8 protein-coding genes, 1 pseudogene and 2 CRISPR repeat arrays (1 of these 11 cut by a window edge) are annotated in these 15,925 nt (G+C 60.9%); of the genes and pseudogenes, 2 read left to right on the plus strand and 7 right to left on the minus strand.

The window, feature by feature from the left end; all coding sequences use genetic code 11:
- Nucleotides 1-109 precede the first annotated feature (109 nt).
- Nucleotides 110-2,959, plus strand: a complete 2,850-nt coding sequence (locus tag NGM06_RS20555; RefSeq protein ID WP_254270609.1) for a hypothetical protein — start codon at nt 110-112, stop codon at nt 2,957-2,959.
- Here the strand turns inward: NGM06_RS20555 and NGM06_RS20560 are convergent.
- Nucleotides 2,949-3,167, minus strand: coding sequence for a hypothetical protein (locus NGM06_RS20560; RefSeq protein WP_254270583.1), 219 nt, complete (start codon nt 3,165-3,167; stop codon nt 2,949-2,951). The two genes, NGM06_RS20555 and NGM06_RS20560, sit on opposite strands and share 11 nt — an antisense overlap.
- Here NGM06_RS20560 and NGM06_RS24535 point away from each other — a divergent pair.
- Entirely contained in the window at nt 3,153-3,404 is a 252-nt protein-coding gene (locus tag NGM06_RS24535) for a DUF8112 family protein (RefSeq protein WP_465260992.1), read from the plus strand. The two genes, NGM06_RS20560 and NGM06_RS24535, sit on opposite strands and share 15 nt — an antisense overlap.
- Before the next feature lie 276 nt (nt 3,405-3,680).
- Nucleotides 3,681-7,111: a CRISPR direct-repeat array (repeat unit 30 nt; unit sequence GCTTCAACCCCACAAGGGTGCGTCTGGAAC).
- 114 nt (nt 7,112-7,225) lie between these two features.
- Here NGM06_RS24535 and NGM06_RS20565 read toward each other — a convergent pair.
- The 6 genes and pseudogenes from NGM06_RS20565 to cas6 form a co-directional block, all read right to left on the minus strand.
- The gene (locus NGM06_RS20565) at nt 7,226-10,177 is read right to left on the minus strand and encodes a CRISPR-associated endonuclease Cas3'' (RefSeq protein ID WP_254270610.1); all 2,952 of its coding nucleotides are present in this window, start codon (nt 10,175-10,177) and stop codon (nt 7,226-7,228) included.
- A gap of 6 nt (nt 10,178-10,183) precedes the next feature.
- Nucleotides 10,184-11,032: a type I-B CRISPR-associated protein Cas5b gene (cas5b, locus tag NGM06_RS20570; protein ID WP_254270587.1), complete on the minus strand. Its 849-nt coding sequence runs from the start codon at nt 11,030-11,032 to the stop codon at nt 10,184-10,186.
- A gap of 9 nt (nt 11,033-11,041) precedes the next feature.
- Complete coding sequence (gene cas7b, locus NGM06_RS20575; protein ID WP_254270588.1) at nt 11,042-12,094, minus strand: type I-B CRISPR-associated protein Cas7/Csh2; 1,053 nt, start codon at nt 12,092-12,094, stop codon at nt 11,042-11,044.
- Between the two features lie 26 nt (nt 12,095-12,120).
- Nucleotides 12,121-12,645, minus strand: a complete 525-nt coding sequence (locus tag NGM06_RS20580; RefSeq protein WP_254270733.1) for a TM1802 family CRISPR-associated protein — start codon at nt 12,643-12,645, stop codon at nt 12,121-12,123.
- A 575-nt stretch (nt 12,646-13,220) separates the two neighbouring features.
- A pseudogene (locus tag NGM06_RS20585) lies at nt 13,221-14,282 on the minus strand (hypothetical protein); the annotation flags it as partial.
- On the minus strand, nt 14,279-15,100 hold the full coding sequence (cas6, locus tag NGM06_RS20590) for a CRISPR-associated endoribonuclease Cas6 (RefSeq protein WP_254270590.1): 822 nt from the start codon (nt 15,098-15,100) through the stop codon (nt 14,279-14,281). The gene cas6 and the pseudogene NGM06_RS20585, both read right to left, overlap by 4 nt.
- Nucleotides 15,101-15,364: 264 nt before the next feature.
- Nucleotides 15,365-15,925: a CRISPR direct-repeat array (repeat unit 30 nt; unit sequence GTTCCAGACGCACCCTTGTGGGGTTGAAGC) (it continues 2,022 nt past the right edge of the window).

The raw sequence follows: 15,925 nt of genomic DNA on the forward strand, positions 1-15,925 counted from the left end.
CGCGGGCTACCTCGGTGGTGACATCACCGACGCCGAAAACACGACCGACGATGTGGGCGACGGTGAGACCGCCGCAGGGTGGCACGATTACGGACCGTCGGATACCACCATGTCTGTGAACCCGGATGACTCGTGGCGGCCGCGACCGATTATCTACGGCCGGGCCGTCGTCGAATACGAAGTCTTCCGAACGACTGCTGGCAATGTCCAACCAGACCCCAATGAAATTCGGGAAGACCTCGACAAGTATCTCGGACGGTACGAAGCAACAGACGACCCCGAGTTTGCGCTTGTCAGGAAAGCTGGCCGGAGTCTCGGTGGTCTCTACGGGAGGGCGCGAAAACGCGACGACGACGACCTCGCCAGTGCCATCTACAAGGTTGGCGTCAAATGGCTCCTCACAGACGGCGTAAACGACCAGCTCGCCATCTCGGACGAGATGGATGACGACGAAGTCGCCCGCCGGACTGATTTGTTCGTTCGCACGATACGGACGCTCCTGTCTCACGACGTTCCCGTTCCGGCGACCATTTTCGAGCAAAACACTGCGCAATTCCTTCACGGTGCCCAAATTGAAGCCGACCGAGCAGAGACAACCCCGGTTACTGTCATCGAGAACTTGTTCGCGTACGCGCTAACGAACAGTCGAGACATAGGTCCCGAACAGTTAACGGCACTCCAGTCACTACTCCCGGAACTCGCCGCCGCGTGCAACAAGGGGTTTGACGCAAACCTCGGCCAGTTTCTGGAGAACGTGTATGCGATGGCGCTCTCGAAGCTTGCGAACAAGTCGGTGAATCCGAACGGGGAGGCGGTCGCAGAGTGGGTGGACGAACTGGAGGAGCGAGCGGAAGCGATGGCGGGCCACGATGACGCCCACAACGACCCGGCGGGGCAGTTTCTGGAGAACGTGTATGCGATGGCGCTCTCGAATCTCGTAGATAAGTCAGCGACCCCGGACGGGGAAGCGGTCACAGAGTGGGTGGACGAACTGGAGGAGCGAGCGGAAGCGATGGCGGGCCGCGACGACGCCCACAACGACCCGGCGGGGCAATTTCTGGCGAACCTGTACGCGATGGCACTCTCGAAGCTCGCGGACAAGTCGGCGAATCCGAACGAGGAGGCGGTCACAGAGTGGGTGGACGAACTGGAGGAGCGAGCGGAAGCGATGGCGGGCCGCGATGACGCCCACGACCTCCCGGCAAGGCAGCTTTTGGAAAACCTGTACGCGATGGCACTCTCGAAGCTCGCGGACAAGTCGGCGACCCCGGACGGGGAGGCTGTTACCGAGTGGGTGGACCACATCGCGGAACAGGTGGGCGAGGTGGCGGCCAGCGACACCCATTCCAAGCCGCAGGCAGAGTTCGTCGCGTGGACCTACGGGTTCGGTGTGGCACGAGTTCTCCCGGGCGATAGCGAGAGGCCGACGGTGTGGGGGCAGACACTCGCCGACCATACAGTCAATATACTACCCGACTCGGAACTCGACACCTTCTATGACGCGGCACGCATCGGACTGATGCAGGAACCAAACTTCGACGGGCTACCGTGGCTAGTTGGCGACGTTCTCGACCGGACGGTTGCGGCGGAGTCGCCGGTTGGTGAGTCCCGCGACCAGCGAGTAGAACTGGTCGGTGGACTTGTCGCGGACATCGCTGAAGGATTCTGGTCGTTGGGACAACACGACAGTTTCGAGTCGGACGTGTTCCGCGCTCTGACAGCGCGTGTCGGCGCGGTGGCGAGTACGAACGTCGAGTTTTTCCACGATTTGGCGAGTCGAGTGGCTGACAGTCTCGCAGACACCGATACCGACGACGCTGACACGGGTGTCGGGGCGTCTGGGGCGTGGCTGGCGCGAATCTACCCCGCGGCGCTCGTGGCCGTCGCCGACGCCGACTCGGCTACGTCAGATGACCTCAACACCGTCTACGAACAAGGCCGAGATGCACTCGCAGACGCGAGCAGGAAGGTAGTGGCGGAGTACCACGCGCGGGCACTTGGCAGGGTTCCACGGGATGCCGTGGCGGATTGGCACGACCGAGCGGCCACCCGTGCGTGCGACGACCTCGGCGCTGACGCGCCTACGGCTCTTTACCGAGTTGGTCTCCAGCACGTCCGCAACGGAAACGGCAGGACAGCGATGGCGTGTCTCGCGGGCGTCTGGCGTGCCCGAGACGCACTCGGCAACGAATCGGCCGTCACTGAGAGAATAGGCGTCGGCTATGCTGCACACCTCGCACTCGATATCAGTGACGCTGATGTGGACGAAGCCGTTCTCGACGCGCTTCCGGACGAGACGAACGACCACCCTGCGGCAGTTCAGGCGGTCGCCGCCGTTCTCGACGACCGCGACCCAGTTGTAACGCCCGACGAACTACGCGCGGACATCAACCCCGATGCCGACAGTCATTCGCTCGCTGACCTCGAAACGCTCGCCTACAGCGACCTGCTGGAAGCACTTACCCGGACGCCGCGCGACGACTACGAAACCGCCCTTGAACTTATCGCCCACGACGGTGACGCTGAGACCGTTGTTTCGAGACTCCGTAGCGTTTGGGAGGCACGCGATGAGGTTGAGGAGGACAGTGACGACTATGTGGCGGTTCTCTCGGGTGGTGTCTTGCTCGCCGCTCATGCGCTGGTTGTTGGCCCGGACGTAATCGACGCTGACCCAGACGTTATTCGCGAGACTGTCGCTCCGCACCGTGACCGGCTCTCGAACTCGGTTCGGACGCTCTTCGCGTACCTTGCTGACGACGCGCCGGACGCCGACCCTGAAGCGATGGCAGAGCGAGCCGATACCGACAACCCCGAGGTCGAGGATCTCGAAACATTCGCTGTCGCGGCTGTGCTCGGTTTGGCGATGCGTCACGATGAGGAAGCGCAGGGCGACGAAACAGAAGGCTCGGACGCGACCGCCGAGACGGATTCGACCGTCCGCGACGATTCTAGGGATTGACGTTGCCGATTGTCCGGAATGCGGTGGCGAGACGAGTGGGGAGGGCGTCGTCTGTTGGCGGTGCCACTAAATGGCGTTCGCCGACCCCGACGCGGAGACCGTGCGCGTCAAGACTGACGTGGAGCAGGCCCTCACGGGCCTGTAGGTTGGTCTCGCTGGTTCGAGAGGCACCTGCTGTTGGCGTGGTCGGGAGTTGCACGACAGCCATTGTGTCACCGTCTACACGCATCGCACCGCCGGGTACGACCAGTGGAACCTCCCACGGGTCTACTGTCGAGACTCTAACGGTGGTGAGATCGAGACGCCCACGCTCGGGACGGTTGAGGTTGTCGTGACTGCCTTCCTTGGGGTGATGCAAATGGCGACTTCCCAGACGACTCGGTTGGCATTGACGGGTGTCGAACTAGAGGAGTACAGCGGTTCGGACGACGGAAGCGAGAGGTAGTGGACGAAGGCTCAGAACTGCTACTCTATCGCTGTTCTTTTTCGTTCGGTATTTAACCTCGGTGGAACCGGCCGAGATATCTCGCTAACCAATGAATCGAGTACTTTTATATCGTACACAAGCGACCGTCATAGACCCCGCCTTTCTGCTTCAGTTGCTCAATTCTGATGTCGACTTCTGAAGCAGCCATCCAGAGCTTCGTCGCATAGCCTCGGACCAGTTTGACCGGAACACCATCCTCGTTCTTCTGCTCAAACTTGGACATACGCTTCTTGAGCTTCAACCCCACAAGGGTACGTCTGGAACCCCTGACATAAAGCGTCCCACATCTCGGGGAGTTCGCTTCAACCACATAAGGGTACATCTGGAACTCGGGTCCTGGGCGCTGATACGCACGATATTCGGCTTGCTTCAACCCCATAAGGGTGCATCTGGAACACGCGTCCGTTCGAGGCTGACGAGGACACGCTCCGCGGCGGGCTTCAACCCCACAAGGGTGCATCTGGAACGGCGGAGGTCCTCGAACACGTCGAGGAACTGGAGCTTCAACCCCACAAGGGTGCATCTGGAACTCCCCGAGTCGATTTCGACCTGAAGGCCGATGCTGCTTCAACCCCACAAGGGTGCATCTGGAACCGCGTCAGAACCGAGGGCAAAGGAACTCGTCGGCGCTTCAACCCCACAAGGGTGCATCTGGAACCCGGGAGGACGCCGAGAATGGACCCGAGCGCCGCGCTTCAACCCCACAAGGGTGCATCTGGAACGGGTTGACGGTGCTGCCGTCGTTCGGGTTCTCTATCTGCTTCAACCCCACAAGGGTGCATCTGGAACGCTCGTCCGCCGCGTCGTGATCGAGGCTCACGCGCTCGCTTCAACCCCACAAGGGTGCATCTGGAACCGTTCTTCCTCCTGATAGCATTAAGTACTGGCGTGTGCTTCAACCCCACAAGGGTGCATCTGGAACACAGTGTTTATAAACGGGAGTGCGACGGACCCGACGCTTCAACCCCACAAGGGTGCATCTGGAACGGTGTGGGTCCACGCAGAGACGCCAGCAGTCAGCGCTTCAACCCCACAAGGGTGCATCTGGAACCCCGCAACTCGTCGGCGTCACAACGCTACTCATGCTTCAACCCCACAAGGGTGCATCTGGAACCGTGAAACGCGACGGAAGTCAGTACGCGCTCGACGCTTCAACCCTACAAGGGTGCATCTGGAACCAAGCTGCTCACTTGTTTGCCCCGGTTTGTTCACGGCGCTTCAACCCCACAAGGGTGCATCTGGAACCAGACTCCTCGTAGGCGGCGTCGATTCGGGATTGCTTCAACCCCACAAGGGTGCATCTGGAACAGCAAGGTCGAACTCGCGTCGTGGCACTCGGATTCGCTTCAACCCCACAAGGGTGCATCTGGAACAGCAAGGTCGAACTCGCGTCGTGGCACTCGGATTCGCTTCAACCCCACAAGGGTGCATCTGGAACGGTGATAATCTGGGTGATTCCGTGGCTATGATAGATGCTTCAACCCCACAAGGGTGCATCTGGAACCGCGGTCCGGTTCACCGTGGCATTGAGAGCCTGAGCTTCAACCCCACAAGGGTGTATCTGGAACGACACCACTCAGGGTTTCGGGGTTCAGGACCAGCTGGACGCTTCAACCCCACAAGGGTGCATCTGGAACCGACTGGATAATCGACCTATGAGCGGGGCGATGTGGCTTCAACCCCACAAGGGTGCATCTGGAACTCGGCTTCGCGGCTTCCGTCTCACGTTCGCCGACGCCGCTTCAACCCCACAAGGGTGCATCTGGAACCGGGCCTCAGCCACCATGTCGCGGTTCTCGGCTTCGCTTCAACCCCACAAGGGTGCATCTGGAACCGGGCCTCAGCCACCATGTCGCGGTTCTCGGCTTCGCTTCAACCCCACAAGGGTGCATCTGGAACCGGTTCACCTCGGTATGAAGTGGCACGTTCCATGAAGCTTCAACCCCACAAGGGTGCATCTGGAACACCGTCACCGATCAAGATACCGTCGTCCGTTATCTCGCTTCAACCCCACAAGGGTGCATCTGGAACAATTAGAAAACGGTGAGCGAAAACCGTGTGAGCAATGCTTCAACCCCACAAGGGTGCGTCTGGAACGACGCCGCTTTCTGGCCAACCCGTTCGCCGTCCATGCTTCAACCCCACAAGGGTGCGTCTGGAACGCGAACCCCGCACCGGAGACAAAGCCGAGTTATTCCGCTTCAACCCCACAAGGGTGCGTCTGGAACCGGAGATAATCGCCCCGTTCACCGGGCTGGCCGCTAGCTTCAACCCCACAAGGGTGCGTCTGGAACAAGATGTAGTTCGGGGACCAGAGCAAATTCACGATGCTTCAACCCCACAAGGGTGCGTCTGGAACGAAACACCAACGACACTCCCTCCGGTTCTCCCCGGAGCTTCAACCCCACAAGGGTGCGTCTGGAACGAAACACCAACGACACTCCCTCCGGTTCTCCCCGGAGCTTCAACCCCACAAGGGTGCGTCTGGAACTACCTGACGTTGGTTGGCCTTGGTGCGTTCCTCATGCTTCAACCCCACAAGGGTGCGTCTGGAACCTTCGGTGCTGATGGGTCGTTCCCGACTCAAATTCTGCTTCAACCCCACAAGGGTGCGTCTGGAACACGTCCGTGATCTCGTAGCCCCACCACTCGCCCGTGCTTCAACCCCACAAGGGTGCGTCTGGAACTCCCCGAGGACGAAATCGTGGACGCTGCCGAGAAGCTTCAACCCCACAAGGGTGCGTCTGGAACCGGAGTGACGGTAACACCCCGGCGAAAGTGAAAGGGGCTTCAACCCCACAAGGGTGCGTCTGGAACTCCACCTCTGTCTCGAACCCCTCGATGGCCTGTTCGCTTCAACCCCACAAGGGTGCGTCTGGAACGGGATTCCTCCCACTTGGGTAGATGCACTACCCACGCTTCAACCCCACAAGGGTGCGTCTGGAACGAGGCCGTCGTTCGGGTCGACGCCGTCGACGCGCAGGCTTCAACCCCACAAGGGTGCGTCTGGAACACGTTGATAGAAGACTACTCAGTCGTCCTAGCGCGCTTCAACCCCACAAGGGTGCGTCTGGAACCCGGCAGACCGACGAGGTGGTCGCGGTGGTCGAGGCTTCAACCCCACAAGGGTGCGTCTGGAACCGTAGGTCTGCTCCTGCTCGTAGAGCGTCTGTTCGCTTCAACCCCACAAGGGTGCGTCTGGAACGGCCAGGAACGGCGTCGCGCTGGCCCAGGAATCGAAGCTTCAACCCCACAAGGGTGCGTCTGGAACACGGTGACCGGCGTGACCTTCGGGGACCTCGGAATTGCTTCAACCCCACAAGGGTGCGTCTGGAACGAGCGGGCGGACGGCGAACGAATCGAGGTGCTATCGCTTCAACCCCACAAGGGTGCGTCTGGAACCCCACCTCGACGCCGGGTGTCGCCGAAGGCTTGGAGCTTCAACCCCACAAGGGTGCGTCTGGAACACGGGGTAACGCCTAACCCCTCGCGGCCGGAACTCCGCTTCAACCCCACAAGGGTGCGTCTGGAACCGAGCGCGTTCACGGGTTCCTGCGCGGCGTCGTAGTCGCTTCAACCCCACAAGGGTGCGTCTGGAACCGCGCGTAGAAGTCCGAGGGAGCGAACGCGACCACGCTTCAACCCCACAAGGGTGCGTCTGGAACCATGCCGGAATCACCGGCTACACGTGTTCTCGTTGGCGAACCCATACAAGTGTTTCCGTCGACCTCCAATTCCCCCTGAACCCCCAGGGGGTCGACGGAGTGACAGCCGGATAGTTATCGATGGATTCGACTCGATGGGCCACCGCCATCGTCAGCGACGAATCCGCCGCCGTCGAGTTTGTACGCGCCGTATCCTTCCGTTCCGTAGTGAACGAATACGTCGATACCGTCACTATCGGTCCGTGCGGAACGGTCGGCAGTAACGTGAGTCGGCAGGGACTCTTCGAGATCTCGAACCGGAATGGACACGCGAAGATCCGCGAGGTCAGCGAGTTGACTGAAGCCCTCGCTTGCGTGCTGTTGGAATGCATCGCCGAGGTCGTCTAGACGCTGTTCGTCTGTTTCGGTGACTGCGACGAGAAGGTCGACGGTTTCGTAGCTGTCGTCGATGAGCGACCGTCGGCCGAGTTCTTCCGCGTTGCTCGCGTCAATGCATTCGGCTGGTTTCTCGGTTGATAACGAGTGGCTTTCGATGGCTTCGAAGTAGCGCGGAATCGCCTCGTGTTCGAGCGTTACGCTGGAGAGCGTCACGCCCTCGCTTTCGCGGCAGTCAAAGAGTATCTCGGCGGCGTCCTGTAGAAGATTTCCGTCGTAGACGTATTCGGACGGCGGCTTCCGGTCTTGTGCATCGTCTTCGGACTCGTCGTCCTCGACGGGATCGAGCATCCAGACTGTTACTTTGCCGTTCTCTGGCCCCCACTCGAATGACCGATTGCATCGACCGGCGGTCTGGACGACGCTGTCGAGCGGTGCGATGTCTCGGTACGCTCGCGCGAAACTGATGTCCACGCCTGCTTCGATGGCTTGCGTCGAGACGAACGCGAACGGGACGTTAGCGGTCGAGAGTACGTCGGCGACCGCGATGAGGACGCGTCGGTCAAGCGGGCGGTATCGGGAGTTGAATGTCGCAACGTATCGCCTTCCCGAACAATCGCTGGTGGAGTACCACTCGTCGCTATCGATGTTCCTCTCGAAGCCGAGTTCGCGGAGCGTCCGAGCGGCGAGTGCCTCGTGGTCGGGGAGTTCGTCCGTATCCATATCCACCTCGCGGAGAACGTTCTCGTAGGTCTCGCCGACGTGGGTCGCAGGATGACCGTTCGACAAGAATTCGTTTTCGATGCAGTCGGTTAGTTCCCGCGAGCTGCCGATGGTGTTGCAGACCGCGAGAACCGAACGTCCGTTGGCTGGCTCGCCAGAAGACGACCGTGTCGCGTCCACGATTTCTGACGCCGCCGCTTCGTGAGAGAGTGGCGTTCCACCGGAGTTCGATGTGGCTGTCTCGACGGACTCATGGATATCGTAGCGGACGCGTGCGACGGCCTCCGACGCCTGCCGCTCAAACGACCTCCCATCGCCGAGGGCGTGCGCGGACGGTGCTGTCTCGGACTTGTCCGCATTCGATGCTAACAATGACCGTGTATCGAAGTCTCCTTCGGTGAACAGGGTCGGTTGAGTCGCGGTCATCGAGATGACGCGAGCGTCGTATTCGTCGATGAGTAGCCGAGTAAGTCGGCGGATCGCATCCCACCAGCGCTTCGGAAGTGCCTGTGGTTCGTCAAGGACGATAACGGCGTCGCGGAGCGCAGGAAGTTTCAGTCCTTGTCCGTTCGTCGGTCCGGCGAGACTCTCGAAAAGTTGGACGAACGTCGTGAGAACGACGCCCGACCGCCAACTCTCGCCGAGCAGTTCGGCCTTCGACCAGTTCACGTCCTTCTCGCCGTTGCCGGACTCCGGGTCCGTTTCGGCGTCGGTGTACGTCACTGTCTCTACGAGGTAGTGGTGGACGGTGAACGCGTTGCTCCGCGGGTCGGCGTCGAAGATGTCTTCATCCTCGAAGATATCGCGTGTTTGTTCGATAATGGACGTGTAGGGGAGTGCGTACACGACCGTCGGTTTCGTGTCTCGGTCGTGCTGGTCTGCGAGCGTGTCGCGGAGTTCGAATGCGCCCGTGATTCCGGTGAACGTCTTGCCGAGTCCGGTGGGGAGCGTGAGCGTTCCGACTTCGCTATCAGCTAACTCCGGCGCGTTCGCTCGGACGCGCTGCCGGGCCGCCTCACGGAGGACGTTGAGCGACGCCTCGTCAGTCGGGTCGATGTCGCCCACGTCGATATCGCGGTTGTCATCGCCCTCGTCCTCGTAGTCCGAGCCGTCCTGAAGCGATTCGATATGGCTCTCCAATCGGTCGAGTTCCAACGTCCGCGGTTCAAGTTTCGCTCGCTCGACCTCGCCCGCGGCAGTCTTGTCGGCGAACGTCAGCGAACTCCAGAGCCGGGTAATTCGGTCGTAGAGGTCGGTAGGGAGCTGTTCGGAACCGGGTTTCAACGCCTTCGATCCTGTGCTGACTTCCCGGCGGAGTTCTTCGAGTAGTGTTCCGCTCTCGAACGCGTCGACGAACCCGTCCCACGAGACGATTCCGCCGGACGCCTTCTCAAGGAGCGTCGCCGCCACGTCACGACTCGGACCGTACGCTTGGACCTGCTCGATTTGCGGTCCGGCCCAATGCCCCTCTTGGTTCTGCTCGCCGTTCACCGCTTGGAACGTCGCCTCGGCGAAGTCGGGGAGCCGACCGTGGTGGCGGAGAATCGCACCCCACGCGGCGAGTCGGTCGCGCTCGCTAGCCCCCATCTTGCCGAGGGCGTAGTACGCCGCGAACGCGCCGAGTCGGGCGTGGTAAGTGTAACGCTGTCGGCCATTCTGCGGATACTCGTCTCGCACATACAACTGGAACGCAGGTGCGACCTTACCGAAGTCGTGCAACCAGCCCACACACCGCGCGATGTCGGCTTGAAAAAGCTCTTTATTTTCTCCAGTACTGTTTTTATTACCATTCGATATCTCCGCATTTCTTCCAGAGTTGGCTCGCTGGCTCGCCCCTGTCTCGAACCGACCGAGCCAGACCGTTCGGTCGGCAACCTCCACGGCGTGGTCTACCAGCAGTTCGTCACCGCGATCCTCGTCCTCGCGCCGCCGAGAGATTATTTCGTCGGAAAGACGGTCAGCGTTCATCAGTAGTCAGTAGAACGCTATTGTACGCCCATCAACTTCGCCGAGTGAGAGACCGTCGCCCGAGGTTTTCAGCGCGTCGCCGTCGGTGAACGCGTAGTCGGTGAACTCGGTCGTCCGGCGGTTTCGCCCGTCTGCTTCCATCGCGGCGGGAAGCCGCTCGACGTGGTGTGACGCCCCCGCGCTCGGGATGATGGTCTCGTCAGCCTCCGGAATCGCGGAATCGACCGTGACGGTCGCATCGTCCGTGGAAACAGCAGTTACGTCGTGTTCGACACCGGACTCGGGTGTCTCGACGCGAGCGAGTAGTTCCGAGAGTCCGAGTGACGGCGGATAGTGCGACGTCCCGCGTTCGAGATGGTGCTTGAGCGCGGTGTGAAACGCCTCGTCCTCGACCGCAATGTAGAGTCGGTACGCTGGGTCTACGACGTACTCGTAGCTGTGAATCTGACGGTTGTCGGTAGTGTCCGGGAACGACACTTTGACCGTCTTCTTCCCACTACCGCCAGCGCTGTCAAAGGTCTCTCCGGGATTCGTTCCAACGCCGAGACTCGGCTGGGTCATCGTACGGAGGTCGCCGACCGCTTCGATGCCGACCGCCGAGACCGCCGGGTCAAACACGTCGTAGTACTCGTCGCGGCCGACACCGACGATAGCAGCGAGCAGTCCCGCGACGGTCGTTCGCGGTGGAAGGCGATACGTCTGCTTAGTGACCGTCCGGTCGATGCGGCGGAAGTGCGCCCAGTCCCCGCGCACCGTGCAGACGAGACACGAGTCTGGGACGCCGTCGGTGAGTTCCGGCGGCGTCTCGCTCCGGTCCGGGGCCGGGTCCATCGCCCCGGCGTTCGCGTTAGTCACGTTCGATCCTCACTCATCCGCAGGGAGCGTCTGCTCGAATTCATCGTACACCTCGATTTCGCGCGTCGGAACGCCGTGGTCTTCGAGAAGCGTGTCGAGGTCGGCCGCCGTGCCGTACTGTTCGCCGTTATAGCTCACGTCGAGGTACTCGTCGCCGACGAAGTGAACCGTCTCGACATGATCGTTTACGGACGCGAGCCGGTTCACGAACTTCGTCACGTCGAGCGTCGCGTCGGTGACGTTCCGGAGTTCCGGCTCGGGCTTCGACCGTTCGGCATCGAGGTCGAATCCGTTGTGGAGGTCGCCGACGTGGTAGCCGTCGGTCGCGTACTCGACACGGACATAGAGCCGTGGCTCCTGTCCCATCTTGCTTCGCGAGATGGTCTGATTCTTCATCGCTCGCCAACAGAGCGTGTCGAGACGCTCCACGTCAGTTCGGGTGAGCTTCGTGTCGCTCGCACCGTTCTCGTCCACCAGTCCGTGGAACGGGAAGATAGCGTACTTCAGTCGGTTGTCGTCAAGGTCGAAGCCACCCGTCTTCTTGTCGTCCTGCGTGGCGATGACGCTGGTAAGCGTGTTCGACTCTTCGTTCTCTTCGACCGCGTTGAGCGACCGCGCGGGCGAGAACTGGACTGGCCCGGTGTAGTTACCGCCGTCGAAGGCGTCAGCCACGGCGTCGAGCAGGTCGTTGTCGGTATCGGCGTTGAAACTCAGGGTCGCGCCGAAGTACCGCACGTCAGTCGCCGCGTCGAGAAAGTCGTCGCGGATGTCCTCGATTTCTTCGATGGCATCCGCATCGTCGATGTCGCCGAGTACGTCAAGCGCGAGTCGTGCACGAACCTCGCTCTCGTCGCCGGTTTTCTTGATGAATACGCCGTGATCGTCGGCGTCGAGTTGGTCGCGGAGGTAGCGTTTCAGTCGCACGTCGGTCACGACTGCTTGGTCCGTGATAGGGTCCTTCCGCGGTCGATTCTCGCCGAGCGGGTTACCGTTCGGGTTGCAGTCCTGTGCGTCGGTGATGAAGACGATTTCGGAGCGGTTTTCGACGGTGTTGTCAGTCATGGTTGGAGTCGAAGTGTTGGAGTCGGTCAGTCGTCAGTCGATTCCTCGTCGTCGTCGCGGACGCCGAGAGCGTCCATGAGGTTGAATGCTTGATTCCGGGCGTCCGAACCGTACGCGAGACCGAGAGCGTAGAAGAACCGCAGGTCCTCAACCGGAAGGTTCCACGTCTTCGGTGGCGCGTCAGCGAACGCGTCCGTTAGCAACCGCTCGGTCTCCGGAAACAGTTGTCCGGACATCCCGAGTTCGCCTGCGTAGACCCCTGAGCGTTGTGTGAGGTCAGAGTACACTCGCTGTATCCGGTCAGTTGTCAGCCGGTCGGCAGGATGCTGGTTTCGAAGCGTCCGACTCATGTCTCGCTCTCGCGACTGATGGTCGGCCAACTGACTGAGAAGAACGCCAAAGAGGAACGCTCCACGTCGTTCGTCGTTGTCCTGAAGCGCGTCCCGTTCTTCGAGAAACCGCTCTGCCGGTACTTTCGCGCGTGATGGTGTTTCACGTTCCCGTCCGGCGCGAGGTCGGTCGGGTCCGGAAGCGAGTCGCCGAAGTCCAATGCGTCGGGTGTCTCGTTCATCGTCGTTCGTGGTGTAGCTTCGAGTTCGGGTCGGTCGGCGGGTGCGGAGAGCAGGTCTGCGCGAGCAAGTGCTTCGAGTTGGGCGTACTGGGTGAGAACCAGATACGTCGGAAAGTTCTCTTCGTCGGGATCCATGACAGACCCGATTCGCTCGACGTACTGCGAGAGCAGTTTATCCACGGGGACCGACTCACCGGTCAACAGCGCCGTCACGAGCCACTCACGGGGGTCGTTGCTCGTCGGATCGTCAGCGTCGGAGAACGCCAGCGTGTCCCGGGCGTAACTTCCGCTGGTAATCGCTTTGACTACGTCCTCCGTCTGAGTCGCCTCGGCGATGTGCCGCCAACCGTCGGGATCAGGTCGGCGGAATCCCGCGGCCGAACCGAACAGACTACTTTCCAGTACGTCGAGATGGGCTTTCCCAACCTCGCGCGGCCAGTAGATATCGACGTTCGGCACCTCGTGGAGGACGTTGATGTCGCCGCTGTCGTTACGGACGCCGATGACGTAGAACCGAAGCGCCTCGGCGAACGATTCGTCGACGTTTTCAGCGTGTTGCTGAATTCGGTGGATGCTCGTCTCGTCGGCGTCCTCGATAGCGCCGTAGAGCCACTCGGCGGACTCGTGATCGCAATCGACGACGTACGGGAGCGTATACACCCGGAGACCATCGCGAGTGCGACTGCAGTTCTCGACCAGCGAGGTACCGGACTGAAGCAGTAATGCGGCCTCCGAAGAAACCGGGTGGGACCGCCACGACTCGACCTTCTTGAGGTTCGCAAACTTCTCGGAGTGCTGGACGGTGAAGAACGCAAGCGGGTCCTCGGCGGTCCCGAACACCTCGCCGCGTTCGCCAGTCACCATGCAAGTCCCCTCGCCTTTCGAAGGCGAAGGGACGTTCTTCGTGGCGAGTTTGTGGTTTTTACGCGCAACCATCCCGTCGTTCAGGATGGGGAGTTGACCGGGGTAGTAGTAGCCGTTCTCGGGCGTTCCCTCCGGCGGCGCTTCGAGCGAATCGGGGTCGAGCTTGATTGCGACGGTCGCTACGACCCTCGGGGAGTCGGCGCTCGGGAACGCCGGGCGCAGGTGTTGTTCGATTTCGTCCGCAATGTCGTCGCGGGAGCTAAGCGTCTGGAGGTCGCGGATAACCCAGCCGTCCGGGTTCTCGTCGGCGACGCGACCAACCGCTTCTTCCTTTCCGCTGGCATTCGACCACTTTTCGAGTTTCTCACTACTGTACCGGACCGTCTTATCGAGGTCCCAACCGCCTTTCGCGCCGCGCTCGGTGAGACTGTGGTCGATTCCCCGCCCCCACGGATACCGCGCATATCCGAGTTTGTCTACGTCGCTCGGCTGAAGCGGGTCGGCGCTAATTCCGTTGAGTTCCGGGCTATCGCCAGTCACGTCTACTTCGAGCGTGACGAGATACCGATCCTCGTCGTCCTGTACTACGAACTCGTCCAGTTCGCCGGGCGTGTAGTACAGGTCGTATTTGCTGTCGATTTTACCCTCAGCGGCTTCCGTTATCGCACCGTACAAGACTTCGAGCCGTCGGAGCGACGAGATTGGCCCGCCTGGATGGTACTCCTCGAACGTCTCGGGGTGCAGGTCCGTCATCGCTGGCCACCATCCGTCGCCGCACTCGATGACGCACCCGGCAGTTGCTTCGAGTCTTTCTCGATGTTCAGGAAGCCGAGACCGAGGGCGTTCCGCTCGCCGATTCCCGCGTCGAGTGCAAGGTTGAGGTGGCGACGGTGATGGTCGTCGCGGACTCGATAGCCGAATCGCCACTTGCTCAAAACGTAGGTCATCTCGACACCCTGCGTCACCTCGACCGGGACGGCGAAGGTCTTAATGAGATTGTACTCGTCGAAGAGGTCGCCGTCTCGCTCGCTTGGACCGGGGAGATGGTCGTCACAGAACAGCCTGTGCTTCTTGTCGAGATTATTCTCGATTTGGGTCTTGAATGGCTCCAGCGAGTGTTCCGGTTGCCAGAACGTTGCCTCGTCGCCCTCATTTTCGATACCGTACTCGTCGGCCTGCCACGGCGGAATGCGGACAAGGACGCCCGTCCCGGTTTCGAGAGTGCCCCGCGTTCCGGGTTCTCCGACGTCCGGAGCGACGGTCGTCACCTCTTCAACGCGAAACGGCATCTCGCCGACGTTGAACTCTCGGTCGGTAATAACGCTCTCTGCGATAGCCTGAAGGACATCTTGGTCTGTCGCGGCGACAAGTACCGTTCGTTCGTCGCCCTCCTCGATGTCGCCCCACGGAAAGACGTTCGAGAACGAGAGACCAACCGGTCGCTCAGCGTCGTGCAACTCGTCGTACTCGGTTCCGCAAAGTCCTTTCCACAGCCGCCCACGCAGTTCGTGGAAGTGGGAATTATCGTACGCCGCGTCGGCCTGCGCATGGAGGCGAATTAGGAGCCGCACTCTCTCCACCTCCGAGGACGTTCATTCAACCTAACCATTGCATACGACCACCCCTCTGAAGGGACACCAAATGAATGTTGTGCTCGAGGAACAGATCACCGGGGTAATAGTACACTCCCAGCGAGGGAAACTGCTCGACAAAATCGTATTCCACTGGCCGTGATTCTCCGTCGACCCCCAGGGGTTTGGGGTGAATTGAGGGTCGACGGAAACACTTGTATGCGTTCGCCCACGACAACACGTGTAGCCGGTGATTCCGGCATGGTTCCAGACGCACCCTTGTGGGGTTGAAGCCCAGACTGCGTTGGTCGGGGTCTCCTCGGCGGCGGTTCCAGACGCACCCTTGTGGGGTTGAAGCACCGCCGTCATCGAACATGTGACGCCGTCGCCGGTGTTCCAGACGCACCCTTGTGGGGTTGAAGCTCTGACGCAGGCCGGTGTCGAAGCGGTTGTTCCGCGGTTCCAGACGCACCCTTGTGGGGTTGAAGCGGAGGGACGGGCGATGTCTGACGCCGACCTGAAAGTGTTCCAGACGCACCCTTGTGGGGTTGAAGCACTCATTCGTTGACCTTCTGTCGAGCGCGCCGGGTTCCAGACGCACCCTTGTGGGGTTGAAGCACTACGGTAGTAGGCCCGCTATGAAAAGTATGCCGGTTCCAGACGCACCCTTGTGGGGTTGAAGCGATAGCGTCCGAGCGGTCGCGGGTCATAGTCCGTCAAGTTCCAGACGCACCCTTGTGGGGTTGAAGCACTACGGTAGTAGGCCCGCTATGAAAAGTATGCCGGTTCCAGACGCACCCTTGTGGGGTTGAAGCGATAGCGTCC

It is taken from the genome of Halorussus aquaticus (assembly GCF_024218795.1).
Lineage (GTDB): Archaea > Halobacteriota > Halobacteria > Halobacteriales > Haladaptataceae > Halorussus > Halorussus aquaticus.